Source organism: Vibrio sp. MarTm2 (assembly GCF_027587055.1).
GTDB lineage: Bacteria > Pseudomonadota > Gammaproteobacteria > Enterobacterales > Vibrionaceae > Vibrio > Vibrio sinaloensis_D.
Genome location: NZ_JAPPTK010000002.1, coordinates 54166 through 80437 on the forward strand (window position 1 = coordinate 54166; position 26272 = coordinate 80437).

The following is a 26272-nucleotide window of genomic DNA, read 5'->3' on the forward strand; positions in this document are numbered from 1 at the left end:
CGTGGCCCACAGCATTTATGCTAGATTTTGGAGCCCCAGTGTCAAATTCCCAATTTACTTCTCATGACGAACAATTTATGCGCCGCGCAATGGAGCTTGCAGCACATGCGGAAACTGAAGGTGAAGTTCCGGTCGGCGCTGTGCTTGTGAAAGATGGCGAGATCATCGCGGAAGGCTGGAACCAGTCTATTGGTTGTCACGATGCCACCGCGCATGCCGAAATGCAGACCATCAGAAAAGCGGGTCAAGTACTTGGGAACTATCGATTGCTAGATACCACCCTTTACGTAACGTTAGAGCCTTGTCCTATGTGTGCGGGCGCGTTGTTGCACAGCCGTGTAAAGCGCGTTGTGTTCGGCGCACCAGATTTGAAAGCCGGCGCTGCAGGAACGGTATTAAACCTTTTTGAACATCAAGCGGCTTATCACTATGCAGATGTAGAGCAGGGGCTGTTGGAGGAGGAATGCCGAGTACAACTTCAGTCCTTTTTCAAACGTCGTCGCAAAGAGAAAAAGACAGAGCGTAAAGCAACACGTGTTCAGCAGGCGAATGAGGCGAAGAAGGGACGAAAGAAATCAGAATAGTCGTTTTAAGCAAACATCTTATCGACAAGATGTTTGCTCCTTGGTGTTACGCTGCACAGATGAGTTGCATGAATGCTCGGTGACGTGCGATCACCTTTTTCTTGTTATTGCTAAGCAGGCGTTTACGGCGGTTAGCAGCAACGGTTTTGTTAAGGCGTTTTGACTGTAGTTTACGTCTAGCCATAGAACAACCTCCTATATGAGTGAATACAATATTACTGACATTCATTGATGAATGTTCATGATAATCTGATCGTATCGGTTTTATACTCGCCAATTGTTACCATTTTAAGAAACTTCGCAAGTGATCGAGCACACGATATTATGTATGGGTTGCAGTGGAGGATTTCAAGTGCGCAATCTTTGTTCAAAAATTGCGCGCTTGAGGATGAAGCTAGTCAGCTTCTAACTGGTCAACAGTTGATTCGGCCGCAGAAAGAGGTTGCGCTTGAGAGGCAACTTGATCCGGCACTTGAATAACGGTCAAGTCATCAACGTTGTCATTGTCTTCCGCCAATGTCTGTTTTTCAACATGACCAATGATGCTTTGGTAGTAGCGACGAATGTTTTCGACATAGTTACGAGCCTCATCACCGCGAGCGTAGCCGTAGCGAGTCTGGCTGTAGTACTTTTTCTGACGCAGTAACGGTAGGCGGTCTTTTACGTCTGACCAAGCGTCTGGATTTCCACCTTGGCGCTTGGTTAGGCGTCTTGCGTCCATAACATGACCATAGCCTACGTTATAGGATGCGAGTGCAAACCAGATTTTCTCATGTTCTTCAATGGAGTCGGGGATACGTGCAACCATACGGCGTAAATACTCTACCCCCCCTTTTACGGATTGCTCTGGGTCTAAACGATCGGTAACACCAACACTTTTCGCGGTTGGCAGTGTTAGCATCATCATGCCGCGGACACCGGTAGGAGATTTCGCCAATGGATTCCAATGCGATTCTTGGTAGGCGAGCGCTGCGACTAAACGCCAATCAAATTCATCAGAATACTTTTTAAACAGTGGTGACCATTTAGGCAGCTTGGAATCGAGCGCACGAATGAATGCGCGAGTATCCACGTAGTCAAATGAGTCGACATGACCGATGTACTTCTCTTCAAGTGATGCCAAGTGCCCTGATTGTTTGATGTAGCCAAAAAACTCAATAAGTAAGGCGTAGAGACTCTCATCTTGGGAACGACGCAGAAACCAAGAAGTCGGCTGATCTTCTGTTAGCTCAAAGGCTAATGCAATCTCAGGATAGATGCGTTGAGAAAGTGACACTTCAACAGAGTCAGCAACCGTAAATTGCAAATCTCCTTCAGAAACCTTTTTGAGCAGGTCGTTAACGTCTGCGTTTGGGTCGACTTTATAAATAAATTGTGGGTGTTCTTGTTGGATGGCCGCCAAGGTTTGGTTGAAATGCGAGTCTCCCACGATTTGAATAACCGGCTCGTTGTCATTGCTTTGTTCTAACTCGGATTGCAGTTCGAGTAACTGTTCTAAGTTGCGTGGGCGCCATTGACCCTTTTTATAGACCACCTGTTGGCTCACGTAATAGTAAGCGGGTCCGGGTCTAAACGCTTTCAATCTTTCCGGTGATTGGCTTAAGCCAGCCGCAATAATATCGATTTCGCCGTTTCGTAGGGCAGGATAGAGGCTTGAAATACGATAGGCAGGTTTCATCTCGAGCTGCACGCCGAGCTCATTGGCAAACTCTCGAGCTAACTCATAATCAAGTCCAGCGGGGCCATCAGGACCAATATAGTAAGAGAGTTGGTTGTTTAATGTTCCAACCCTTAGCACGCCGCGCTCTTTAATTTGCTCCAGTTCACTCTTAGGTTCTGATTCGATTTGGCAGCCAGATAGCACCAAGGCGCTGGCAAATAATAAACAGAGTGATTTTAGTTGGGTTAGGTAATGCTTCTTCATTCACGGCAATCTCATACATCCAGTAGGGCATTTATATCAAAGTGGTATAACAAGGCAAGACAATCACAGTAACTCTTAGTAATAGAGAACAATAAATAGCGTTTTCTGTCGAAATTCAAAATTGACGAAAAAAATGACGCAAACGGTTGCTTTTGGTGTTACATCACAAAAACAATTGCTATATAATGCGCTCGCAACGAAGAGGTGGAATCGGCATAGGTTTGAAAAACCTTCGGAATAGCTTCGAAGAAAACAGTGAAATGTATAGAGCAATTAGATGCTCTAGAACATTTTAACCCACTGAATTTATTCCAATATCACCTTAATCAATTGCATAAGAGACCTAAGTACATGAGAATTTTTCGTGGCTCCCCAGCTCTATCTGAATTTCGTGTTAACAAGCTTCTAGAGCTTTGTCGTGAACTTAGCCTGCCTGTCACTGGCATTTACGCTGAGTTTGCACACTTTGCAGATCTAATGGCAGACCTAGATGCGTCTGAAGTTGAGAAACTAGAAAAACTACTGACTTACGGTCCAACAATTGAAGAGCACAAGCCTGAAGGTCTTCTTCTACTAGCGACTCCTCGCCCTGGTACTATCTCACCATGGTCTTCTAAGTCTACCGACATCGCGAATAACTGTGGCCTAGCTAAAGTTGCTCGTCTAGAGCGCGGTACCGCTTACTACATTGAAACATCATCTGATCTTTCTGAGCTTCAACTGGTTGAGCTTAAAGCGATTCTGCATGACCGCATGATGGAAGTTATCTTCACTGATTTCGACTCAGCAGCAGCACTTTTCCAAGTGGCAGAGCCTGCACCGGTAGCGGACGTTGACCTACTTGCTGGTGGTCGCGCTGCGCTTGAGAAAGCAAACGTTACCCTAGGTCTTGCTCTTGCCGATGATGAAATCGAATATTTGTACGACAGCTTCGTAAACAAGCTCGACCGTAACCCAACTGATATTGAACTGATGATGTTTGCGCAAGCGAACTCAGAGCACTGTCGTCACAAGATCTTCAACGCAGACTGGACTATCGACGGCGTTAAGCAAGAGAAGTCGCTGTTCAAAATGATCAAGAACACTTTCGAAACCACACCAGAAAACGTGCTGTCTGCGTACAAAGATAACGCAGCAGTTATGGTGGGTTCTGATGTAGGTCGTTTCTTCCCGAACCCAGAAACTCGCCAGTACGGTTACAGCCAAGAGAAAGCGCACATCCTAATGAAGGTGGAAACGCACAACCACCCAACCGCTATCTCTCCATGGCCAGGTGCTTCTACAGGTTCTGGTGGTGAAATCCGTGATGAAGGCGCAACGGGTATTGGTGGTAAGCCAAAAGCAGGTCTTGTTGGTTTCACTACATCTAACTTGCGTATTCCTGGTTTTGAACAGCCATGGGAAACAGATTTTGGTAAGCCGGGTCGCATCGTTAACGCTTTAGATATCATGCTAGAAGGTCCACTTGGTGGCGCTGCGTTCAACAACGAATTTGGTCGTCCAAACCTATTAGGTTACTTCCGTACTTACGAAGAAAAAGTTAACTCTCACGCCGGTGTTGAAGTTCGCGGTTACCACAAGCCAATCATGATTGCTGGTGGTATGGGCAACATCCGTGATGAGCATGTTCAGAAGAAAGAGATCCCAGTCGGCGCAAGTCTAATCGTTCTTGGTGGTCCTGCAATGAACATCGGCCTTGGCGGTGGTGCTGCTTCTTCAATGGCATCTGGCCAATCAGCAGAAGACCTAGATTTTGCTTCTGTACAGCGTGAAAACCCAGAAATGGAGCGTCGCTGTCAGGAAGTGATCGACCGTTGTTGGCAACTTGGTGATGCTAACCCTATCGCATTTATCCACGATGTGGGTGCGGGCGGTATCTCTAACGCACTTCCAGAGCTCGTAGACGATGGCGAGCGTGGTGGTATCTTCCAACTGCGTGACGTACCAAATGATGAACCAGGCATGAGCCCACTTGAGATCTGGTGTAACGAATCTCAAGAGCGTTATGTAATGGCAGTTGCACCAGAGAACATGGAAGTATTCGATGCTATCTGTAAGCGTGAGCGTGCACCATACGCAGTTGTTGGTATCGCAACAGAAGAGCGTGAGCTTAAACTTGAAGATTCACATTTCGAGAACACGCCAATCGACATGCCAATGGATGTGCTTTTAGGTAAGACACCTAAGATGCACCGTGATGCGAAAACGCTAAAAGCGAACAACCCAGCGGTTAACCGTGATAGTATCGAGCTAAACGAAGCCGTGGATCGTGTACTACGTCTTCCAACGGTTGCAGAAAAAACATTCCTAATCACTATCGGTGACCGCACGGTGACTGGTCTTGTTGCGCGTGACCAAATGGTTGGTCCGTGGCAGGTACCAGTAGCAAACTGCGCAGTAACAGCAGCAAGCTACGACACTTACCACGGTGAAGCAATGTCGATGGGTGAGCGTACGCCAGTTGCTCTACTAGACTTCGGTGCTTCGGCTCGTCTAGCGGTTGGTGAAGCAATCACAAACATCGCAGCGACTAACATCGGTGATATCAAACACATTAAACTGTCTGCAAACTGGATGTCTCCAGCTGGCCACCCGGGTGAAGATGCAGGTCTTTACGAAGCGGTTAAAGCGGTGGGCGAAGAGCTATGTCCAGCACTTGGTCTGACTATCCCTGTGGGTAAAGACTCAATGTCGATGAAGACTAAGTGGGAAGAGAACGGTGAGCAGAAAGAAGTAACGTCTCCGCTATCTCTAATCATCACTGCGTTTGCTCGTGTTGAAGATGTTCGTAAAACAATCACACCTCAGCTTCGCACAGATAAAGGCAATTCTAGCCTTGTCCTAATCGACCTAGGTAACGGTCAAAACCGTCTAGGTGCAACGGCTCTAGCACAGGTTTACAAGCAGCTTGGTGATAAGCCAGCAGACGTAGATAACGCAGCACAGCTAAAAGGTTTCTACGAAGGCGTTCAAACTCTAGTTGCGAACGATCAAGTAATGGCTTACCACGATAAGGGCGATGGCGGTCTATTCGTTACGCTTGCTGAGATGGCATTTGCCGGTCACTGTGGTGTTAAAGCTGACATCGCTGACCTTGGCGAAGATGCGTTAGCAGCACTATTTAACGAAGAGCTAGGTGCGGTACTTCAGGTTAAGAACGATGACCTAGACGTTGTACTTTCAACGCTAGCAGCCAACGGCCTTGAAGCATGTTCACACGTAATTGGTTCAGTAGAAGCTTCTGATGAGCTAGTGATTACTTCTGGTGAGACAGTGGTTCTTGAGCGTAACCGTACTGAACTACGCACTATCTGGGCAGAGACAACGCACAAGATGCAAGGTCTACGTGATAACCCAGCATGTGCTGACCAAGAGCACGAAGCGAAGAAAGACAACTCAGACCCTGGCCTAAACGTTAAGCTAAGCTTCGATGTAAATGAAGACATCGCAGCGCCATATATCGCGAAAGGCGTTAAGCCTAAGATGGCAATTCTGCGTGAGCAGGGCGTTAACTCTCACGTTGAGATGGCAGCAGCCTTTGACCGTGCAGGCTTTGAAGCAACAGATATCCACATGAGCGATATCCTAACCGGTCAAGCGGTTCTAGAAGAGTACCAGGGCCTAGTCGCTTGTGGTGGATTCTCTTACGGTGACGTTCTAGGCGCTGGTGAAGGCTGGGCTAAGTCTATCCTGTTTAACGAGCAAGCTCGCAACCAGTTTGAAGGCTTCTTCCAACGTGAAGATACGTTCTCTCTAGGGGTATGTAACGGCTGTCAGATGTTATCGAACCTGAAAGAGCTAATCCCAGGTGCAGACCTATGGCCACGCTTTGTTCGCAACGAATCTGAGCGTTTTGAAGCTCGTTTCAGTCTAGTTGAAGTCCAGAAGTCTGATTCTGTATTCTTTGATGGTATGGCAGGTTCTCGTATGCCAATCGCAGTGTCTCACGGTGAAGGCCGTGTAGAAGTACGTGATGCTGACCACCTAGCGGCGATTGAAGCATCAGGTACGGTTACCGTTCGCTACGTGGACAACCACGGTAACCCAACGCAGCAATACCCGAACAACCCGAACGGTTCGCCAAACGCAATCACCGGTCTAACAACTCAAGATGGCCGTGTAACTATCATGATGCCACACCCTGAGCGTGTATTCCGCACAGTAGCGAACTCATGGTCCCCTGAAGGTTGGGGTGAGAACGGTGCTTGGATGCGTATGTTCCAAAACGCGCGCAAGAACTTAGGTTAATTTGAGTTAGTCGAAGGTTCACGAAAATAGTAAAGCGCTGGTTGAGAGACCAGCGCTTTATTTTTGGTACAATACGACGAAAAATTTGCAGCATAGATCTCACTTTTATGCTCTAATACCGCGCTACCAAGGGATGGTGTTAAACAGCTCAGCTTAGATGGAGTGATCAAGTTGACCGAATCCCTGATTAATCCCTTAGGAATGAAAAATGTCTAAAAATAGAAAATTTGCCATCCGTACTACTGAAAAACGTAACGGTTGGTGTGCAGAAATTACTCGCCAAGTTACATCACGTAAGACGACAGTATCAAAGCGTGAATCAGGTTTTGAAACAGAAGCTGCAGCTCAAGAATGGGCAGAAAAAGAGTTAGCGGGTTTCATCAAAAACCAAGCCGCGCGAAATGATCGTAAAGGCGAAGCTCGTAAAGAGCGTGAAGAACGCGAAGCGCGTCTAGCTCAAGAAGCGGCTGAGAAAAAAGCGCGTTATCTTGCGGCAAAAGCAGCACGCGAAGAAGAGATGTTTGACGAAGAGTAATCGTCTAGATTGTCTTAAAGAAAAACCGCCTCAAACAGGGCGGTTTTTTTGTAACTGAATAGAGGATTTTAATTATCTGAATTGGCCAGCATCAGGTAAGAACTCAAAGCCAGCGTTTGCTAATTTTGCTTCAAGTGCCGCTTTGTCGATATCGAAGTAAGCAGCCAGTTTGTGCAGATCACCACCAAAGTCATCACGTAGTTTCATGTTCACGATGCTCATCAACATGATAGGATCCATTGTTTCAAAGTTGGCTAAGTTCATTACTTATCCTCGAAGTCCGAGATAAGTAGATTAGCAGCAGCAAAAGCGGCTTTTTCTCTGGCTTCCTTTGGTAAAGAGTCATCCGCAGCGATGTCATTTAGTGCTCGTACTGCACAAGATATTGCCTGAGGGACATAAGCTTGATCGCCACTACCGATCTGAGCGTACAGCTCACGAACCAATTCACAACAGCCGTATACTTGCATGGCTAATTCTCCAATAAATGATAACTGCTCTCAAATATACACACTCGTCTGAACAAACTCAAAAGCTAAGGTTGTTCTAGCGCAAGACCAAGAGGCTGTCGACCAATTATTGCTCAATACGCAGTTGTGTCTCAAGCTGGTTGATAACTTCTGGCGCCAGTTGCATTTGTTTAGCAAGTTCTTGCAAATAGGCTTTTTCCATAAAGTTCTGCTCGTCTATCACTATCAAGGAGGCGAGGTAAATTTCAGCGGCTTGCTGCGGTGTCGCGGCTAAACGTGCGACTTCATTTGGGTCGAGTGGTTTATTCAGCTCATTGTGGATAATGCTTTGAAGTTGATGGCCAACTCCCGACTCTTTGAGTGCGTTCTCGATGCGCTCCATTTCTTGTGTGTCTACATGACCGTCAGCTTTTGCAGCTGCGATCATGGCTTTTAAGATGAGTTCACTATGTATCGGATCATCTTCGCGAAACTCACTTTGAGGTTCAGGAGACACCTGATTGGTTTGAGAGTCGTTGTATACCTTATAGGCCAGTGCGCCAAGCGCAGCGACACCTCCAATTTTTAACGCATTGACCCCCATTTTTTTGCCAAGCTTCTTGCTCTTCTTGGAGCCCATCAGAAGGTTCACTAATCCGCCGCCAACTGCTCCAGCGCCAAGTGATTTGAGCGTACCTGAGCTGGATTGCTGTTTGAGTTGTTTTTGACCTTGCTGGACTATATCTGAGTTGAGTGCTTGATTGAGTAAACTTTTTAAATCCATGACTATTCTCCTATGCGTTCAATCTGAATTTACCTAACCCAAGATGAACGAGAGATGAAAAAAAGGCGAGCATGAAAGCTCGCCAAACGGATTGAAAACCAAATTACTCTTGGGCAGCGTAGCCATGAATCCCCAGAAGCTCTCCATCAAGGTAGGCTTCCTTTTCATCTTTCATTACTAGGCGTTCTTCCACTAGCCATTTTACGACCAATGGGTAGATTCTGTGCTCTTGCGTTTGTACGCGTTCAGTCAATGTTTCGACCGTATCCTCATCGAAAATTGGCACTTTAGCTTGTAGGATGACAGGGCCGCCATCAAGTTGCTCTGTTACGAAGTGAACACTGGTGCCATGCTCTTCATCACCAGCATGAATGGCACGCTGATAGGTATTTAAGCCAGGGTATTTGGGCAGAAGAGAAGGATGAATATTGATCATACGTCCTTGGTAGTGACGAACAAACTCACCGCTCAGAATACGCATATAGCCAGCAAGTACAACGACATCAGGTTGATATTCGTCGATCTGCTGCATGAGCTCTTTATCAAACGCGTCACGAGTATCGAAAGCTTTAGGATCAAGGAAGTGAGCGGCTGCCCCTGCTTTTTCTGCTCGCTCTAAGGCAAAGACATTCGCTTTGTTGGAAAAGACCGCCGTGACACGACCGTTAGTAATGTCTTTGCTGCAAGCATCAATAATTGCTTGTAGGTTAGAACCGTTTCCTGAAACTAAAACAACGATACTCTTCATGCTTATTTGATCTCTACTTGTTCTTCGCCGGATTCAGCTGAAGCGATCTCACCGATTACCCAAGCGTTTTCACCTTCTGCATTTAGAAGTTCAACCGCTGCATCAGCTTGATCTTTCGGAAGAGCAATCACTAGGCCAACACCACAGTTGAATGTGCGATACATTTCGTGAGTCGTTACGTTGCCTTTCTCTTGTAGCCATTTGAAGATGATTGGCCATTCCCAGCTGTTACCATCAACAACCGCTTTAGTACCTTCAGGAAGTACGCGTGGGATGTTTTCCCAGAAACCACCACCTGTGATGTGAGAAATCGCGTGGATGTCGTGTTTCTCAATCATTTTCAGTGCTGATTTGATGTAAATCTTTGTTGGTTCTAGTAGGTGCTCGCCGATTGTGCGACCTGCTAGCTCTTCGTTTTTGTCTGCGCCAGATACTTCAAGGATCTTACGGATTAATGAGTAACCGTTTGAGTGTGGACCGCTTGAGCCGACCGCGATAAGTGCGTCACCAGCGGCTACTTTAGTACCGTCGATTACATCTTCTTTTTCTACAACACCAACACAGAAGCCGGCAACGTCGTAGTCTTCACCTTCGTACATGCCTGGCATTTCAGCAGTTTCACCACCGATTAGCGCACAGCCTGCCTGAATACAACCATCAGCGATGCCAGAAACAACGTCTGCTGCGGTGTCAACGTCGAGTTTGCCCGTAGCGTAGTAATCTAGGAAAAATAGAGGCTCCGCGCCTTGAACAATAAGATCGTTCACACACATTGCAACAAGGTCAACGCCGATTGTGTCGTGCTTGTTCATATCCAAAGCGAGGCGAAGTTTGGTTCCTACGCCATCAGTACCTGATACCAACACAGGTTGTTTGTATTTTGTTGGCAGTTCACACAATGCGCCAAAACCACCAATACCACCCATTACTTCTGGGCGACGTGTGCGTTTTACTGCACCTTTAATACGGTCAACAAGCGCGTTGCCTGCATCGATATCTACGCCAGCGTCTTTATAGCTAAGAGATGTGTTATCAGCACTCACAGGGAAGTCCTCGGTTTTTAAGTTGGATATGAAAACGGCGCTATTCTAACAGCGGATAAACCCATATAGCAAACGTTTGCGTGTGTTTTTTCTTTTGTCTTTACGCAAGAAATTGAGAACGAAATCGTTTATAATCTGTAGGTTTGTTTAAAAATCACCACATAAGCCGGAGATGGAAATGAAAGTTGTTGAAGTAAAACACCCTCTTGTTAAGCACAAACTAGGTCTAATGAGAGAAGGTGACATCAGCACGAAGCGCTTTCGCGAGCTAGCCACAGAAGTTGGTAGCCTACTAACGTACGAAGCGACTGCAGACTTTGAAACGGAAAAAGTAACCATTGAAGGTTGGAATGGTCCTGTTGAAGTTGACCAAATCAAAGGTAAAAAGGTAACTGTTGTGCCTATCCTACGTGCAGGTCTGGGTATGATGGATGGTGTTCTTGAGCACATGCCAAGTGCTCGTATCAGCGTTGTTGGTATCTACCGTGATGAAGAGACACTTGAGCCAGTACCATACTTCAACAAGCTAGCGTCTAACATGGATGAGCGTATTGCGCTTGTTGTTGACCCTATGCTAGCGACTGGTGGTTCAATGATTGCTACGATCGACCTACTTAAAGAGAAAGGTTGTAAAGCGATAAAAGTTCTCGTTTTAGTTTCTGCTCCTGAAGGTATCGAAGCGTTAGAAAAAGCACACCCAGATGTTGAGCTATACACTGCTGCGATCGATGAGAAACTAAACGATAAAGGCTACATCGTCCCTGGTCTTGGTGATGCAGGCGATAAAATCTTCGGTACGCTATAAGCTATCGATAGTTACTGATTTAAAAAGGGAGCCGATTGTTGGCTCCCTTTTCGTTTGCTAATTATTTCTTCAGACTTAATGTGCCGCCGCGCTTTGGCTTGCTAGGGCGTTGACTATTCTCAGACGCAGGCTTATGGAAGGCCTTCCCTTTATTGCCACCTGGCTTACCTTTAAACTCACTTTGCTTACCGCTGTGGCGACCTTTCTTAGAGTTCGGTGCGTGACGGAATTCATCCGCGTTACGGCCTTTGAAGGTTCGTTGTTTCTGGTTGCGACGAGCGGTCGAGTCTTGGTTTTCTTCTCGGCTATCAAACAGTTTAGCGTCTGTCGCTTTGCGAATACGTTTACCTTTCGCATCGATCTTTGAAGCTTCTTCAGTGTTGCTTGAGTCTTCACACATGGCAAGAATCTCAGCCACTTCTGCATCTGTTAAATAGCGCCACTGGCCATTCGGAATACCATCAAGAGAGATATTCATAATACGCACACGGCGAAGTTTGAATACTTCATAGCCCAAGGCTTCACACATGCGGCGGATTTGGCGGTTGAGGCCTTGAGTTAGAACAATACGGAATGAAAACTTGGTCTCTTTGGTCACTTTACACGGCAAGGTGATGGTATCGAGAATATTCACGCCCGAAGACATTTTCTTGATGAAGTCATCGCTGATTGGTTTATCGACTCGAACCACATACTCTTTTTCGTGGTTATTGCCAGCACGAAGAATTTTGTTAACGATATCACCATCGTTGGTCAGAAAGATAAGACCGTCTGAAGGCTTATCAAGGCGACCAATAGGGAAAATGCGTTTTTTATGGCCAACGAAATCAACGATATTGCCCGGAATATCGGGCTCCGTGGTGCAGGTAATACCTGTTGGCTTGTTTAGCGCAATGTAGACAGGCTTATCAGTGACCGCGTTGATTGGTTTATCATCGACGCGAACATCGTCTCCTGGCATCACTTTTGTCCCCATTTCAGGAACTTGACTATTGATGGTGACGCGACCTTGCTCAATCAATCGATCAGCTTCTCGGCGAGAGCAAAAGCCCGTTTCGCTGATGAACTTATTGAGGCGTTTTGCATTATCTTGTGACATGTTGTTCTCCTAACGTTTCACAACGGCGGTTAATAAAAAATGCTGATGAAAACATCAGCACATTAAGGGCGCGCATTCTAGCACCGTAGGGGCGTTAACCCAATCGTTTTTGATGTCGCTCACGTGTCTCAATCTTCTTCTCAGCGCTTTTTCGCAACAAAACATACACCGCTCCAGTGCCACCATGAAAGCGTTGGGCACTGTGAACACATTGCACCTCTTTGATTTGCATCAGCCACTGCGCGACGAAACTTTTCATAAGAGCTGGTGGGTTAGAGCGTTCACCCTTGCCATGAACAATGACTACGGTGCGGATGTCCAGCCGCATACATTGCTTTAAAAACTTGACGACTTCATCTCGCGCTTGCTCTAGGGTCCGTTTGTGTAGGTCTAGTCTGGCTTGAATAGGGTACTTTGCTAGACGCAGTTTTTTATAGACGCCGTCTTGTACGCCATCTCGCTTAAACTCGATAATGTCGTCAGGCTTGAGCATTTCAGCGTGATCGATAGAGAGGTATTCTGGATCCTCTTCGGTCAACCAAATAGCGCCTTCACGCTTGGCAAGTTGAGCTTCAGATACTTTATGTTGTTTCTTTAGCTCTGCTGTATCGTTATGGATAGGTTTTACGTCGCCCATCATTTGTTGAAAGAGGGCGAAATCGTCATCGTGAGACATAGTGATATCTCAGAGTAGGAAATCAATACCGACATTATACCTTTGGCCGCATAGGATGATCACTATTTGACTGACCAAAAAATAAAAAACCGAAGCAGACAATGTATCTACTTCGGTGCATAGCGAATATCTATTCTGTGAATAGGGCTAAGCGATTCTAGTGAGGAGATTTGTCGTTCATCACTTTGTAGATGATGAAACCGCCATAGAATAGCATTAGACCTAAGGCGCCAAAGATCACAATCATTGAAGATAGACCTACCGCATTACCAAATAGGAGATCAAGCCAAAAGTCCATAGTTCCTCCATCGAGTACAAAGTGAGATGACAGGAGATACCGTAAACTGTGGTCAATTATGCAACACTGATCTGGATCAAATGTTGTTATTAGGTTGCAGCTTTGTTTTTGTTGGTGTGTTTTTGCTCACAGTTTGTGGCCCGTTGATGTTGTTTTAGTCAAACAAACTAATATTTTGAAAAAGTTAATCGATAGGGGTTGCGTTAGCTTCGAGAATCCGTAATATACGCTCTCGTTGACGGGCAATGAGCTCGAAGAAACATCTCGGTGAATAGCGCAGCTTGGTAGCGCATCTGGTTTGGGACCAGAGGGTCGGGGGTTCGAATCCCTCTTCACCGACCACATTAAGAAAGCCTGCTTTTATAGCAGGCTTTCATCGTTTTAGAGCATAGGAAATAGGATTAGAACCCGAGTGGGGTTCGTCTGAAATTAGAATCTGGCTCGTAACCGGTCATATTTAGAGAAGGGCTCTGCAGAAATGCAGAGCCTTTTTCGCATTTGTGGTTTAGATATCCGAGCCGAGGTGGGTTCGCCTGATGTTCAAAGAATGTCTCTTCACTAACCACATTAAGAGAGCGTGCTTTCGTAGCAGGCTAGTGAACTGGCGGGAGACCTGCGGGACTAATACTGAAACTCACAAAATGCCTGTTTACTCTCTGAAAGTTGTTTTACCGCAAAGCCATCTTGTTTGAGTAACTCAATCACACTGTGCTCACCAATGAGGTGTAGTGTGCCGACGACCATCATGTAAGAGCCTTTATTGCCTTTAGACCAAGCTGGATTGGCCAACTGTTTCATCCAATTTAGGTTGCGATCTATTAAAAATGACTGTTCAAACTCTGGTGACATTTCCGTAAGAGAGGAAAACTCGATTAATTTATCTAAGTCACCCGCTTGCCAACTTTTAATCAAGCAGCGAGTTGCGTCTTCAGAGTGGTCAAACTCTTCAATCGCACTCATGAGTAGTTCTTTTCCTGATTGAGTTTGCCCTGTCAGCAAATCGATTTGCGACTGAAGGCTTTCTAGGCTGATGATAGGTGTATTTTTTAACGATGCCTTGTTCATTAGGTGCGTGTCGACTCCCTTCTCGGCTTGATAGCCTAAGTACTCAATTTGTTTCATCTGAATGGCCAAGGCGGCTGCCCATGGCGGTGAGTTGAGTAATTGGTCGGAGTTCAGTTCGAGCAAGGTCGCGATGCCCTTCAACTCATCCTGATGTTTGTTCGTTAGGACATCTTTGCTCAAAAGGGGGATGGGTGGATAACTGATCCCTTGTGTATTTCGAATATCGGCTTCAATAATCAACCCATCGCTCTCCTGAAGCTTATTTGTCACTTTATTGGGGAGAGGGTACATACTCTCATCACCGACATGGACTGAACCGAATATGTAGTAGGTGAGCGCGCCTTTGTTCGCTTGCCAAAAAAGCGGTTCGGCTACCAATGCGGGGCTAGTTAGTAAGCCAGCCAGCGTGGCGATGAGAATTCGCATATGAGATACAGCCCTTACTGAAAAATTGTTTAAACTAAAAAAAACGACGTGTTTTGACGAGTGGAAAGTGTGCGTTAATTCACGCTTTTCACGTCAAGGGTCAATTTTATTTTAAGACATGAATTAAGCCAGTGTGATCTTTATTCGTCATTCAATCTAAACCTAATGAAAAGCTGTGACTTACTTCTCAGTAATCCCGTCAAAATAAGTCCGACGAAATTGACGTTAATTATAAGTTTATGTTTTATATGACTTTAGAAGTTTGTGGATTTATAAAGTTTGAAATTGATCACTTTCGAAGATGATTAATTTTACGATGAAAAATAACTCGAGTTATTGTGATTACATCTTGATTTTGACGCCTACTTTTTCAGGCTTCGCTCCACTTTTAAGGGTAAGTAAGATGTTTAAACAAACGCTCATCGCGACTTCTGTGTTGGCTACGCTAGCAGGTTGCGCATCATTCCAGTCTACTGAACAAAATGTTGTGAACTCACTTGCAGCAAACTTAGATGTTCAATACGAAGTACTCGCTAACCACGGTGCAAATGAAGGTCTTGCATGTCAAGAGATGGGCGCAGAATGGGCTTCTTGTAACAAAGTAAACGTGACGCTAGTTAACCAAGGTGAAGCGGTTGACTCTAAAGATTGGGCTATTTACTTCCACAGCATTCGTCTGATTTTGGATGTTGAAAACGAGCAGTTCAAAATCTCTCGCGTAACGGGTGACCTACACAAACTAGAACCAACAGATAAGTTTGATGGTTTTGCTGCGGGTGAAGAGGTTGTGCTTCCTCTTGTTGCTGAATACTGGCAGCTATTTGAAACTGACTTCATGCCAGGCGCTTTCGTTGCTGCACCAAATGCAGAGCCTAAGATGATTGCTTCTCTTAACACAGAAGACGTTGCATCGTTTGTGACTGGCCTTGAGGGCAACAACCTAAAACGTACGCCAGATGACAACAACGTATTTGCAAACGCTGTGTCTCGTTTCGAGAAGAACGAAGACCTAGCAAAACAAGACGTATCAACCACGTTACTACCAACGCCAATGTCTGTTGAAGCAGGTAAAGGTACGGTAGATATCGCGGCGGGTATCGCGCTGCCTAAAGACGCATTCGATGCGACTCAATACGCAGCAATTCAAGATCGTGCAGAAGTGGTAGGTGTGGATGTTCAAGGCTCCCTTCCTGTAAGCATCACTGTTGTTCCTGCAGACTTCACCGGTGAATTAGCAAAATCTGGTGCTTACGAAATGAGCATCAAAGGCGACGGTATTGCGATTAAAGCGTTTGACCAAGCAGGTGCTCTCTACGCAGTACAATCTATCTTTGGCCTGGTAGATAGCCAAAATGCTGATTCTCTACCACAACTGTCTATTAAAGATGCGCCGCGTTTTGATTACCGTGGTGTGATGGTGGACGTGGCTCGTAACTTCCACTCTAAAGACGCAATTCTTGCAACGCTAGACCAAATGGCAGCGTACAAGATGAACAAATTACACCTTCACCTAACGGATGATGAAGGCTGGCGTTTAGAAATCCCGGGTCTGCCTGAGCTGACTGAAGTGGGTGCTAACCGTTGTTTCGATTTGGAAGAGAAAAGCTGTTTACTGCCTCAGCTTGGCTCAGGTGCAACGACAGACAACTTCGGTTCTGGCTTCTTCAGCAAAGCAGACTACGTGGACATCTTGAAGTACGCGAAAGCGCGTAACATCGAAGTGATTCCTGAAATTGATATGCCAGCGCACGCTCGTGCAGCAGTGGTATCAATGGAAGCTCGTTACGACCGCCTAATGGAAGAAGGTAAAGAAGCAGAAGCGAACGAGTACCGCCTGATGGATCCTCAAGATACATCGAACGTAACGACGGTTCAGTTCTACAACAAGCAAAGCTTCATCAACCCATGTATGGAATCTTCAACTCGCTTTGTTGATAAAGTGATTTCAGAAGTAGCAGCAATGCACCAAGAAGCGGGCACGCCGCTAACAACATGGCACTTTGGTGGTGACGAAGCGAAGAACATCAAGCTAGGCGCTGGTTTCCAAGATGTGAATGCTGAAGACAAAGTAAGCTGGAAAGGTACGATTGACCTGTCTAAACAAGACAAGCCATTCGCACAATCTCCACAATGTCAGACGCTAATTGCTGACGGTACGGTAAGCGACTTTGCTCATCTACCAAGCCACTTTGCAGAAGAAGTGTCTAAGATTGTGGCAGAGAAGGGCATTCCAAACTTCCAAGCTTGGCAAGATGGTCTTAAATACAGTGAAGGTGAGAAAGCGTTCGCTACAGAAAACACACGTGTTAACTTCTGGGATGTTCTTTACTGGGGGGGCACATCATCAGTGTACGAGTGGTCTAAGAAAGGTTACGACGTGATCGTTTCTAACCCAGACTACGTGTACATGGACATGCCATACGAAGTTGACCCGAAAGAGCGTGGTTACTACTGGGCAACACGTGCAACAGATACTCGTAAGATGTTTGGTTTTGCACCAGAGAACATGCCTCAGAACGCAGAAACCTCTGTAGACCGTGATGGCAATGGCTTCACTGGTAAAGGTGAAATCGAAGCGAAACCTTTCTACGGTCTATCAGCACAGCTTTGGTCTGAGACAGTACGTAACGACGAGCAATACGAGTACATGGTATTCCCTCGCGTACTAGCAGCCGCTGAGCGTGCATGGCACCGCGCTGATTGGGAAAACGACTACAAAGTGGGTGTTGAATACTCACAAAATTCTAACCTAGTCGACAAAGCTGCGCTAAACCAAGACTACAACCGCTTTGCGAACGTACTTGGCCAACGTGAACTGGCTAAGCTAGAGAAATCAGGTATCGACTACCGCCTACCTGTACCAGGTGCGAAAGTAGAAGATGGCAAGCTAGCAATGAACGTTCAGTTCCCTGGTGTGAAGCTTCAATACTCTCTAGACGGCAAGAACTGGCTAACTTACGCAGACAGCGCGCGTCCAGCAGTAGAAGGTGAAGTATTCATCCGTTCAGTGTCTGTGACTGGCGAGAAAGCGAGTCGAGTGACTAGCGTGAAATAATTCCCCCTCCCTGCCAATCTAAACAGAATGGAAAGGGAAAAACGCCCGGCCAGTGATGGTCGGGCGTTTTTATTTTTTTATAGCGAGTAGGCTGCTATTAAGCGATTTGCGTTTGCTGTTCTTCAACTTGCTCAGCATTGCTCATTGGGCTTTCTGCGCCATGCATCCAGCGAACTAGCGTGTTTGAGAACAATAGCAAGATGACACCAGATACCGTTGCTGTCACCGCAATACCGCTAAAGATTGCCATTGCACCTAGTTCACCAACGTGAGAGCCCACATAGCCAGCAACGTAGTTGGCAATTGCATTACAGCCAAACCATGCACCCATCATCAACGAGGCTAGACGTAGTGGGGCTAGTTTAGTTACCAGAGAAAGGCCAATTGGCGATAAGCAAAGCTCACCAAGGGTATGGAAGAAAAATGCACCGACTAACCATAGCATTGATGTTTTCACTGCCGTGTCGCCACCTTGTTCCATTACAGCGCCAACCATACATAAGAAGCCAAGCGCTAGGAAGAACATCGCCATTGCAAATTTCACTGGAGAATTTGGCTCACGTTTACCGAGCTTAACCCATAGCACAGCTAATACTGGCGCTAAAGTGATAATGAAGAATGGGTTCAAAGACTGGAACCAAGCGGCTGGAACTTCAAATCCACCAATCATGCGATCGGTGTACTGTTGGGTGTAGATGTTCATTAGGCCGCCAGCTTGCTCGAAACCTGCCCAGAATACGATAGTGAACAAGCTCATCACTAGAATAACTTTGATGCGGTCAAATTCTTCTTTTGTTAGTGGCTGCTTTTGGACCGAGTTCTTAGTCGATAAATCTCTTTTCGCTGCGGGTTCACGGCCAATATCACCGAGCCATGATTGAGCCAAAGTCATTTGCATCACAAGGCTAATGACCATACCAATACCTGCAACGGCAAAACCTGCTTTCCAGCCAAAAGAGGTGGTGACTGAACCTGACACGAACCCTGCTAGCAGAGCACCAATGTTGATCCCCATATAAAAGATGGTAAAGGCGCCATCGCGACGGTTGTCTCCCTCTTGGTACAAATTACCGACCATAGTAGAAATGTTTGGCTTAAACATACCGTTACCAGCAATTAATAGCGCCAGGCCAAGGTAAAAGGCACTGAGGGTATCAAGGCCAAAAGCGTTTGCTGGCATTGCGAGGGTGAATTGGCCACAAGCCATCAGCATACCGCCAATCAAGACAGAGCGACGTTGACCTAAATAGTTATCCGCTAAGTAACCGCCAATCAAAGGTGTAATGTAAACAAGCCCTGTATAAGTACCGTAAAGGTCAAGGGCATCCTTAGTTGTCCATCCTAACCCACCATTTATCGTTGTATCGGTTAAATAGAGCACCAAGATTGCGCGCATCGCATAGTAAGAAAATCGCTCCCAAAGTTCGGTTCCGAACAATAGGAACAGGCCACGAGGGTGGCCAAAGAATTGTTGATGTTGGTTTGACATAAATATTACTAATCTTATCTATTAAAGAATTTTATTTTTGATTACATATACCTCTCAGATTAATTGACTGCAATGGGTGGTTTGATGGTATCTGTTCTCATGTTTACTGTAAGTGATTGAAAATGCGAAATTAAAGCCAAGATAGGGAAGGGGTGGCGCTGTGCTACAAACTAACTTTGCAAAATCGGTGGTTGTAAATGACAGTCAGCTGTTATTTTTCGCGCTTAAATATGCTTGCAATTTTAGCCTTACTAACAATAGTGAAAATTGCTAGGATGTTAGACAAAACAACAGTTGGCTAAATAATAATGAAACAGTGGTATTTGCTTTACTGTAAACGCAGTGAACAGCAGCGTGCGAAGGTGCACTTAGAAAATCAAGGGGTAGAGTGTTACTACCCGGAAATACAAGTCGAAAAAATGGTTCGTGGTAAGAGACAAGTAAAAAAAGAGCCACTCTTCCCGTCATACATATTTGCTCGGTTTGATGTAGAGCAGGGACCGACGTTCACGACGATCCGTTCTACTCGTGGTGTTGTCGATTTCGTTCGTCGAGGAGCGCTTCCTCAAATTTTACAAGGGGACTTGATTGTTACTCTTAAGGAGATCGAAACAGAGCAAGAGGGCTTAATGCAAGCTGGATTACCTGAGAAGGGAGACACAGTGAACGTCGCCACGGGGCAGTTCGCTGGGATGAAAGCGATTTATCAAGAGCCTGACGGTGAGAGACGCTCTATATTGCTTGTCAATATGCTAAGTAAGCAAGTCGAAGTGACGGTCGACAACAAAGATTTAGATTTACAGTAAAGAAATAAGGCTCCTAACATTAGGAGCCTTATTTTTAGAGGTTAGTACGAATCATTGTGGACGCTTTGTACTGCGCGGCCAGATGGGTCTGCCATGTTCTTAAATGATTCGTCCCACTCGATAGCTTTTGCCGAAGAACAGGCGACTGAAGGGCCACCAGGGACACATTCAGCTGCTGACGGTAGTGGGAACAACTCTTCGAAAATTTCGCGGTAAACGTAACCTTCTTTAGTCGTTGGTGTGTTGTACGGGAAGCGGAATGCCGCTGTTTCCATCTGTTGATCAGTGACTTTCTCTTCAGCAACCTCTTTCAAGGTATCAATCCAGCTATAACCTACACCATCAGAGAACTGCTCTTTCTGGCGCCATGCGATTGACTCTGGTAGGTAGTGTTCAAAACATTCACGCAGGATGTGTTTTTCCATCTTACCGTTACCACACATCTTGTCTTCTGGGTTTAAGCGCATCGCAACGTCGATAAATTCTTTATCTAGGAAAGGAACGCGACCTTCGACACCCCATGCAGCCAGTGATTTGTTCGCACGAGCACAGTCAAACATGTTCAGAGCAAGCAGTTTACGTACTGTCTCTTCGTGGAACTCTTTAGCGTTCGGCGCTTTGTGGAAATAGAGATAACCACCAAAGATCTCATCCGCACCTTCGCCAGACAGAACCATCTTGATACCCATAGCTTTGATCTTACGGCCCATTAGGAACATAGGGGTAGACGCTCGAATGGTTGTGACATCGTAGGTTTCGATGTGGTAGATAACGTCACGAATTGCATCTAAGCCTTCTTGAATCGTATAGGTCATCTCGTGGTGAACCGTGCCGATTTGGTCCGCAACTTCACGAGCGGCTTTTAGATCCGGCGCACCTTCTAGGCCGACAGCGAAGGAGTGCAGTTGAGGCCACCATGCTTCCGACTTTTCATCGTCTTCAATACGCATTGCCGCAAATCGTTTCGCTACCGCAGAAGTAATAGAAGAATCAAGACCACCAGAAAGAAGGACGCCGTATGGTACATCGGTCATTAGCTGACGTTTCACCGCGGCTTCCAAAGCTTCCGTCAGTTCTTCTTTACTTGTGCTGTTACCTTGAACAGCAGCATATTCATTCCAGTCACGGATGTAATAGCGTTGTGGTTCTGTATCTGCGCTGCTGTAATGACAACCAGGAGGGAACTCACTGACCGTTTTACACACTGGCACCAGTGCTTTCATCTCTGAAGCGACATAGTAGTTACCATGCTCGTCATAACCTTGGTATAGAGGGATGATACCGATATGGTCGCGACCTACTAAGTATGTGTCTTTTTCTTCGTCATAGAGAACGAAGGCAAAAATACCGTTTAGCTCTTCAAGTAGATCGGCACCCATATCTTGGTATAGCGCTAGAATGACTTCACAGTCGGAATCGGTTTGGAAGTCATATTTACCTTCGTAACGTGCGCGAATCTCTTTGTGGTTATAGATTTCACCGTTTACGGCAAGGATGTGTTTTTTATCTGGGCTGTAAAGTGGTTGTGCACCACTGTTTAGGCCAACGATGGCTAAACGTTCGTGCGCTAGAATCGCTTTGTCTGAGGAGTAGATACCTGACCAATCAGGCCCGCGATGGCGAAGCTTTTTAGACATTTCTAGTGCGATTGGGCGCAGCGCCGCAGCATCACTTTTTATATCTAAAATACCGAAAATCGAACACATACAACTTCCCTTTAATAATTAATTAACTTGCTGAGTTCAATTTGCCATTCTGATTAAAAAAATCAACCGTGATTGATGAAAAAAGTACTACAAAGCGCCTCTTGGTGAATTTTGTTTAATATAAATGGATTTTTGGTGAATGAAATTGATGTTTTGGTGGTTAAGTGAGCGTTTTCTGAAAAAAAAGGCTGCCAAATGGCAGCCTGAGAATTGAGTTTGAATTAACGAAGTGGATTGAACTCGGGTTTCAATTGGTCACATACGTGACGGGCAAAACCGCTACCAGCCTCGTTGTAAATGTTAAAGGCAGCATCAACGCCTTTTTCTGTTAAAGCTTCTAATTGGTCGGGGTATTCTGCGATAGCCGCGATTTGACCTTTAAAGTGTCGGCGCTGTAGCTGCTCAAGTGCGATTTGGTTACCTTGGTGATGGGGCATCGCAAGTAGCACGAGTTTTACGTTTGCCGTGTCGAGAATTCGCTCCCAGAAGTCAGGGTCGGTTGCATCACCCGCAATGACGTTCCTGCCTTGAGCTTTGTGCTCTTTTGCGGCTTCCTCTCGCACTTCAATCCCTAAACTGATTTTTCCGTATCGATTGCGAAGCTCGTCGTACGCGCCTGTTCCAATACGTCCCATGCCCAAGATAAGAATTTGTGCGTGGCCAGGATTAATTAATTGGTCTCGAGTATTGAGTTTTTCTGCGGCAGTCTCTTTTAACCAACGGCTTGAGCGCTGATAAATTTGGTGTCCATAGCGGTTGATTGGCGCAGAAAGAACAAATGAAATCGACACCGCAAGTGCAAGAGCGACCAGAATGTCACCACTCATCCAGCCCATTTTAAAGGCTAAACCACTGACGATTAGGCCAAATTCACTAAAGTTGAACAGGCACAGAGAGGCAAGCAACGAGGTGCGCACGCGGAATTTAAACGCGTTTAAAACCACGAAATAAAGAATGCCTTTTAGTGGCAACAGCAATAAGAACAGAATTGATAGGGCGAAGCCTGACAGGGTTGGCTGCTCAGATAATCCTATATTGAGGAAGAAGCAGACTAAGAACAGTTCTTTCAAATTGAATAATGATTTGGAGAGTTCTGAAGCCTTTTTGTGCCCCGCAAGTAGCATCCCCAATATCAGGGCGCCGAGGTCCGGCTTCATTCCAACGAATTCAAACAAGCCTGCACCAACAACGAGCGCGAAGAATATGCCAAATAGCACTAGCATTTCTCCATGCCCCACCCAGTCTAATAACCGATAGAAGAGTGGACGCATCAATGGAAGTGCGAATAGGGCAATAGCATACCACTCGGGCAATTTACCTGTTGATGCCGTTAGGAATACCACCGCAAAAATATCTTGCATGACTAAGATACCGATAGCGATGGTACCGTAAGTCGCATTCATTTCGCCTTTTTCTTGCAATGATTTCACCGCAAACACAGTACTGGAGAATGACAATGCGAAGCCAAGCAAGACGACTTGGTCAATGGTCATTGCTGCCAGAGAGCTGATCCCGAGAAACTTAAAGCAGAGAAGCGCACCACTAAACAGAGCAGTAGACAAAAGGTTATGTATGGTTGCGCCTGCCCAAATCTCTTTAGACAGTAGAGTTTTGATATCGAGCTTCAAGCCGATAGTAAACAGCAGCAGAGTCACGCCCAAATCGGCGAGAGTGATGATGGTGTCATTAGTTTGAAAGCCGATTGCGTGCAAGCCAAAGCCCGCGAGCAAAAAACCGACTAATGGCGGAAGGTTGCATTTCAGCGCAATAAAGCCCGCGACAAAAGCGGTGGTGATTAAGATCAGTTCCATAGTTGTTTGTATTCTATCCTAAAAAAACAGGGCCATGTTTTTCAACATAGCCCCGTATTCTAACTCAACTAATTGCGTAGGCGATCAGTCTTCGAGTAATTTTTGTAACAAAACGCCGTTTAACATCGCACGTTTGATCATTGCGAATGCACCTAAGGTTGGTTGTTTGTCTATCTGAGAGGCAACAATCGGTAGGTCACTGTGGAACGTTGTTAAAGATTGGTTTTCAACGTTGCGGCGAATTGCAGGGAAGACGATATCCTCACACTGAGTAATGTTACCCGCGATGATAACTTTTTGCGGGTTGAACAAGTTAATGGTTATCGCGATCGCTTTACCCAATTGATTACCGACGCGCACTAAGCTTTGTTTGGCCAGCTCATCGCCAAGATTTGCGTGCTCACACACGTCACCAATGGTGATGGATTCTAAGGCTGTTAAACTCGATTCATAACCTTGCGCAATCAGTTTGTTGACGCGCTCAACAATTGCTGGGTTTGCGGCAACGGTTTCTAAACAACCAAAGTTCCCGCATTGACACTGTTCACCGAGTGGGTCGATTTGAATATGACCAATCTCACCAACATTTCGGTTATAACCAAGGAAAACTTGCCCATTAACAATGATGCCCGCACCGGTACCTCTGTGAACACTGACTAAAATGGAGTCTTGGCAGTCTTTGCTGGCGCCAAAGTAATGCTCTGCGAGCGCCATGCCACGAACGTCGTTACCCACGAAACACTGAACGTGGAAGGTATTTTTAACGAGTTCAGCCAAACCAAGGTTATCAATAGTGATGTTAGGCATGTATTCGACAACCCCTGTTTCTGGGTTGACTAGACCAGGTAAAGAGATGCCGATGGCGATAAGTTGATTGATAATCGTGTGGTTATCAGTGATGAACTGTTTGAGATGAGAGAGTAAACCGTCAACGAGTTCATCTTGGGTGGTGTAGAAGAATTCTGTGTAGTCAGAAGCAAGCTCTTTACCACCCAAGTTGTACAAACTGAATTGGATGTAGTCTCGCCCGATCCTTACCGCTACTGAATGGAACGGTTCCACTTCTGTTGTCAAAGAGATCGCTCTGCGTCCCCCTGTCGAAGCTTGTTGCGCGACCTCCTTAATTAGGCCGCGCTCGAGAAGTTGGCGGGTAATTTTGGTAACACTGGCAGGAGCAAGTTGGCTGACATCAGCGACTTGGATCCTAGAAATCGGGCCTTGCTGGTCAATCAATCTGTATACAGCTGCACTGTTTAGTTGCTTAACTAAATCTACGTTACCTATTTGTCCGCCATTCATTCTTAATTTTGCTCGTATTGTCCGTTAACAACAGTCGCTTGAACATTGAAGTCACGATCAAATACGGTCAGGTTAGCAACCATGCCTTTCTTAACGCGGCCTAGTTTATCTTCCATACCGATCGCTTTCGCTGCATACAAAGTAGCCATACGAAGTGCTTCGTCCAATGCGATTCCGACGTGCTCAACTGTATTTTGAACTGCTTCAATCATAGTGAGTGCTGAGCCGCCAAGTGTGCCATTTTCATCAACACACTTACCATCACGGTAATATACTTTCTTACCTACAAAAATAAAGTAATCCATGTCAGCGCCTGCAGGAGCTGTGGCATCGGTCACTAATACTAATTTTTCACCCTTAATTTTGTGAGCAATACGGATGTTTGCATAATCCACATGGAACCCGTCTGCGATGATACCGGCGTATACGTCAGGCGTGTCGTAGATTGCACCAACGACACCTGGTTCACGACCAACCATTGGCGTCATCGCGTTAAATAGGTGAGTCGCAAAAGTAATACCTGCATCGAAGCTACGGCGAGCTTCCGCGTAAGTCGCATTGGTGTGACCAATCGACACAACAATCCCCGCATTCTTTAAGCGTTCGATGTGTGCTGGCTCATTGTGTTCTGGTGCTAGCGTCACTTTAGCGATGACATCTGCATTTTCACACATGAAATCGATCATGCTGTCATCGGAAGGGCGAATGTAATCGACGCTATGGATACCTTTTTTCGCTACGTTAAGGTAAGGGCCTTCAAGGTGAAGACCAAGTGATTGGTTTTGGTATTTTGCGTGATAGTCACGAGCTGCTGCAACCGCTTGGCGCATGTCTTCATCTGATGAAGTGATGAGCGTAGGAAGGAAGCTTGTACAACCTGACTTAAGGTTAGCTTCGTGCATGATTTGCATGGTGTCTGCGGTGATCTCATCGTTTAGCATAACGCCACCGCAGCCGTTTAACTGTAGGTCAATAAAGCCTGGGCTAACATTCGCGCCGCCAAGATCGCGTGTTTCAATGCCCTCAGGTAGCTCTGAAATTGGGCAAACAGCGTCAATCAACTCATTCTTGATGACGACCGCATGATCAACGAGAACTTCGTTACCGGTATAGATTTTACAGTTAGTTAGCGCATACATGGTTAGCTAATCCTTATGTTTAGATTCTTAATACTTTTTAGTCATCTAATTGAAGTCATTATGCCACAAACTGAGACTTTATTTGTACGCTTCAATTAGGTTGCAAAATATCTTTAGCAAACGAAAAATGATTCAATCTATGTCGTGCTTTCGAGCGACAAAAGCTTGCCACGAAAAGAATAAGAGTAAAAGGATGGGAATCTATTCACCCGTTGTATGGCAATACTTGAAAGCTTTTCTACGATAAGAGAATACTTCGAATCTTATCCGATATTGCTATTTT

22 protein-coding genes and 1 tRNA gene are annotated in these 26272 nt (G+C 45.8%); 7 read left to right on the plus strand and 16 right to left on the minus strand.

Annotated features, from left to right (window positions below):
• The first annotated feature begins 17 nt into the window (after window positions 1–17).
• Complete coding sequence (gene tadA / locus OH458_RS04655) at window positions 18–584, plus strand: tRNA adenosine(34) deaminase TadA (RefSeq protein ID WP_269977435.1); 567 nt, start codon at window positions 18–20, stop codon at window positions 582–584.
• A 46-nt stretch (window positions 585–630) separates the two neighbouring features.
• Here tadA and OH458_RS04660 read toward each other — a convergent pair whose 3' ends face one another.
• Window positions 631–768, minus strand: a complete 138-nt coding sequence (locus tag OH458_RS04660; RefSeq protein WP_269977436.1) for a hypothetical protein — start codon at window positions 766–768, stop codon at window positions 631–633.
• A 210-nt stretch (window positions 769–978) separates the two neighbouring features.
• Window positions 979–2508, minus strand: a complete 1530-nt coding sequence (gene mltF, locus OH458_RS04665) for a membrane-bound lytic murein transglycosylase MltF (protein WP_269977437.1) — start codon at window positions 2506–2508, stop codon at window positions 979–981.
• Window positions 2509–2859: 351 nt separating this feature from the next.
• Between mltF and purL the strand changes: the two genes are divergently transcribed.
• Window positions 2860–6756, plus strand: coding sequence for a phosphoribosylformylglycinamidine synthase (purL, locus tag OH458_RS04670; RefSeq protein WP_269977438.1), 3897 nt, complete (start codon window positions 2860–2862; stop codon window positions 6754–6756).
• Window positions 6757–6964: 208 nt separating this feature from the next.
• Window positions 6965–7291: a DUF3622 domain-containing protein gene (locus tag OH458_RS04675; RefSeq protein ID WP_269977439.1), complete on the plus strand. Its 327-nt coding sequence runs from the start codon at window positions 6965–6967 to the stop codon at window positions 7289–7291.
• 72 nt (window positions 7292–7363) lie between these two features.
• On the opposite strand, the gene OH458_RS04680 is transcribed toward OH458_RS04675, so the two are convergent.
• From OH458_RS04680 to purM, 5 genes are all read right to left on the minus strand, one after another.
• Window positions 7364–7555, minus strand: a complete 192-nt coding sequence (locus OH458_RS04680; protein WP_269977440.1) for a DUF4250 domain-containing protein — start codon at window positions 7553–7555, stop codon at window positions 7364–7366.
• Entirely contained in the window at window positions 7555–7761 is a 207-nt protein-coding gene (locus tag OH458_RS04685; RefSeq protein WP_005476399.1) for a YaeP family protein, read from the minus strand. Before OH458_RS04685 ends, OH458_RS04680 begins: the two co-directional genes overlap by 1 nt.
• Before the next feature lie 106 nt (window positions 7762–7867).
• The gene (locus tag OH458_RS04690; RefSeq protein WP_269977441.1) at window positions 7868–8524 is read right to left on the minus strand and encodes a tellurite resistance TerB family protein; all 657 of its coding nucleotides are present in this window, start codon (window positions 8522–8524) and stop codon (window positions 7868–7870) included.
• Window positions 8525–8627: 103 nt separating this feature from the next.
• Entirely contained in the window at window positions 8628–9272 is a 645-nt protein-coding gene (gene purN, locus OH458_RS04695; protein ID WP_269977442.1) for a phosphoribosylglycinamide formyltransferase, read from the minus strand.
• Window positions 9273–9274: 2 nt separating this feature from the next.
• Window positions 9275–10315 (minus strand): phosphoribosylformylglycinamidine cyclo-ligase, encoded by a 1041-nt coding sequence (purM, locus tag OH458_RS04700; RefSeq protein ID WP_269977443.1) that lies wholly within the window; start codon window positions 10313–10315, stop codon window positions 9275–9277.
• A 178-nt stretch (window positions 10316–10493) separates the two neighbouring features.
• Between purM and upp the strand changes: the two genes are divergently transcribed.
• On the plus strand, window positions 10494–11120 hold the full coding sequence (gene upp / locus OH458_RS04705) for a uracil phosphoribosyltransferase (RefSeq protein WP_045953772.1): 627 nt from the start codon (window positions 10494–10496) through the stop codon (window positions 11118–11120).
• Window positions 11121–11181: 61 nt separating this feature from the next.
• Here upp and rluF read toward each other — a convergent pair whose 3' ends face one another.
• The 3 genes from rluF to OH458_RS04720 form a co-directional block, all read right to left on the minus strand.
• Window positions 11182–12219 (minus strand): 23S rRNA pseudouridine(2604) synthase RluF, encoded by a 1038-nt coding sequence (gene rluF / locus OH458_RS04710; RefSeq protein ID WP_269977444.1) that lies wholly within the window; start codon window positions 12217–12219, stop codon window positions 11182–11184.
• Window positions 12220–12313: 94 nt separating this feature from the next.
• Entirely contained in the window at window positions 12314–12895 is a 582-nt protein-coding gene (smrA, locus tag OH458_RS04715) for a DNA endonuclease SmrA (RefSeq protein WP_269977445.1), read from the minus strand.
• A 157-nt stretch (window positions 12896–13052) separates the two neighbouring features.
• Window positions 13053–13193 carry a DUF3149 domain-containing protein gene (locus OH458_RS04720; RefSeq protein ID WP_005476401.1) on the minus strand — a complete coding sequence of 47 codons (141 nt, stop codon included), beginning with the start codon at window positions 13191–13193 and terminating at the stop codon, window positions 13053–13055.
• Between the two features lie 265 nt (window positions 13194–13458).
• Here OH458_RS04720 and OH458_RS04725 point away from each other — a divergent pair.
• A tRNA-Pro gene (locus OH458_RS04725) sits at window positions 13459–13535 on the plus strand.
• Between the two features lie 279 nt (window positions 13536–13814).
• On the opposite strand, the gene OH458_RS04730 is transcribed toward OH458_RS04725, so the two are convergent.
• On the minus strand, window positions 13815–14684 hold the full coding sequence (locus OH458_RS04730) for a TraB/GumN family protein (RefSeq protein ID WP_269977446.1): 870 nt from the start codon (window positions 14682–14684) through the stop codon (window positions 13815–13817).
• Between the two features lie 403 nt (window positions 14685–15087).
• Between OH458_RS04730 and OH458_RS04735 the strand changes: the two genes are divergently transcribed.
• A complete protein-coding gene (locus OH458_RS04735) occupies window positions 15088–17739 on the plus strand; it encodes a beta-N-acetylhexosaminidase (protein ID WP_269977447.1) in 2652 nt (883 codons plus the stop codon).
• A 97-nt stretch (window positions 17740–17836) separates the two neighbouring features.
• On the opposite strand, the gene OH458_RS04740 is transcribed toward OH458_RS04735, so the two are convergent.
• Window positions 17837–19228, minus strand: a complete 1392-nt coding sequence (locus OH458_RS04740; protein ID WP_269977448.1) for a peptide MFS transporter — start codon at window positions 19226–19228, stop codon at window positions 17837–17839.
• Between the two features lie 308 nt (window positions 19229–19536).
• On the opposite strand from OH458_RS04740, the gene rfaH reads away from it, so the two are divergent.
• The gene (gene rfaH, locus OH458_RS04745; protein ID WP_269977449.1) at window positions 19537–20034 is read left to right on the plus strand and encodes a transcription/translation regulatory transformer protein RfaH; all 498 of its coding nucleotides are present in this window, start codon (window positions 19537–19539) and stop codon (window positions 20032–20034) included.
• Between the two features lie 41 nt (window positions 20035–20075).
• Here the strand turns inward: rfaH and asnB are convergent, their stop codons facing one another.
• The 4 genes from asnB to nagA all read right to left on the minus strand — a co-directional run bounded on the left by asnB (window position 20076) and on the right by nagA (window position 25989).
• A complete protein-coding gene (asnB, locus tag OH458_RS04750) occupies window positions 20076–21740 on the minus strand; it encodes an asparagine synthase B (protein ID WP_005476726.1) in 1665 nt (554 codons plus the stop codon).
• Window positions 21741–21961: 221 nt separating this feature from the next.
• Entirely contained in the window at window positions 21962–23551 is a 1590-nt protein-coding gene (locus tag OH458_RS04755; RefSeq protein WP_269977450.1) for a cation:proton antiporter family protein, read from the minus strand.
• An 84-nt stretch (window positions 23552–23635) separates the two neighbouring features.
• Window positions 23636–24850, minus strand: coding sequence for a DNA-binding transcriptional regulator NagC (gene nagC, locus OH458_RS04760; protein WP_038140102.1), 1215 nt, complete (start codon window positions 24848–24850; stop codon window positions 23636–23638).
• Window positions 24851–24852: 2 nt separating this feature from the next.
• Window positions 24853–25989 (minus strand): N-acetylglucosamine-6-phosphate deacetylase, encoded by a 1137-nt coding sequence (gene nagA, locus OH458_RS04765; protein WP_038140103.1) that lies wholly within the window; start codon window positions 25987–25989, stop codon window positions 24853–24855.
• Window positions 25990–26272 lie beyond the last annotated feature (283 nt).

Bases quoted from the DNA above. Each gene is read 5' to 3' on its own strand.
- OH458_RS04735 (WP_269977447.1), top strand. From the start codon at position 15,088: ATGTTTAAACAAACGCTCATCGCGACTTCTGTGTTGGCTACGCTAGCA.
- OH458_RS04730 (WP_269977446.1), bottom strand. From the start codon at position 14,684: ATGCGAATTCTCATCGCCACGCTGGCTGGCTTACTAACTAGCCCCGCA.
- rfaH (WP_269977449.1), top strand. From the start codon at position 19,537: ATGAAACAGTGGTATTTGCTTTACTGTAAACGCAGTGAACAGCAGCGT.
- OH458_RS04755 (WP_269977450.1), bottom strand. From the start codon at position 23,551: ATGGAACTGATCTTAATCACCACCGCTTTTGTCGCGGGCTTTATTGCG.
- OH458_RS04740 (WP_269977448.1), bottom strand. From the start codon at position 19,228: ATGTCAAACCAACATCAACAATTCTTTGGCCACCCTCGTGGCCTGTTC.
- tadA (WP_269977435.1), top strand. From the start codon at position 18: ATGCTAGATTTTGGAGCCCCAGTGTCAAATTCCCAATTTACTTCTCAT.
- OH458_RS04685 (WP_005476399.1), bottom strand. From the start codon at position 7,761: ATGCAAGTATACGGCTGTTGTGAATTGGTTCGTGAGCTGTACGCTCAG.
- nagC (WP_038140102.1), bottom strand. From the start codon at position 24,850: ATGAATGGCGGACAAATAGGTAACGTAGATTTAGTTAAGCAACTAAAC.
- rluF (WP_269977444.1), bottom strand. From the start codon at position 12,219: ATGTCACAAGATAATGCAAAACGCCTCAATAAGTTCATCAGCGAAACG.
- asnB (WP_005476726.1), bottom strand. From the start codon at position 21,740: ATGTGTTCGATTTTCGGTATTTTAGATATAAAAAGTGATGCTGCGGCG.
- OH458_RS04690 (WP_269977441.1), bottom strand. From the start codon at position 8,524: ATGGATTTAAAAAGTTTACTCAATCAAGCACTCAACTCAGATATAGTC.
- smrA (WP_269977445.1), bottom strand. From the start codon at position 12,895: ATGTCTCACGATGACGATTTCGCCCTCTTTCAACAAATGATGGGCGAC.
- OH458_RS04720 (WP_005476401.1), bottom strand. From the start codon at position 13,193: ATGGACTTTTGGCTTGATCTCCTATTTGGTAATGCGGTAGGTCTATCT.
- purN (WP_269977442.1), bottom strand. From the start codon at position 9,272: ATGAAGAGTATCGTTGTTTTAGTTTCAGGAAACGGTTCTAACCTACAA.
- OH458_RS04660 (WP_269977436.1), bottom strand. From the start codon at position 768: ATGGCTAGACGTAAACTACAGTCAAAACGCCTTAACAAAACCGTTGCT.
- OH458_RS04680 (WP_269977440.1), bottom strand. From the start codon at position 7,555: ATGAACTTAGCCAACTTTGAAACAATGGATCCTATCATGTTGATGAGC.
- upp (WP_045953772.1), top strand. From the start codon at position 10,494: ATGAAAGTTGTTGAAGTAAAACACCCTCTTGTTAAGCACAAACTAGGT.
- purL (WP_269977438.1), top strand. From the start codon at position 2,860: ATGAGAATTTTTCGTGGCTCCCCAGCTCTATCTGAATTTCGTGTTAAC.
- mltF (WP_269977437.1), bottom strand. From the start codon at position 2,508: ATGAAGAAGCATTACCTAACCCAACTAAAATCACTCTGTTTATTATTT.
- nagA (WP_038140103.1), bottom strand. From the start codon at position 25,989: ATGTATGCGCTAACTAACTGTAAAATCTATACCGGTAACGAAGTTCTC.
- OH458_RS04675 (WP_269977439.1), top strand. From the start codon at position 6,965: ATGTCTAAAAATAGAAAATTTGCCATCCGTACTACTGAAAAACGTAAC.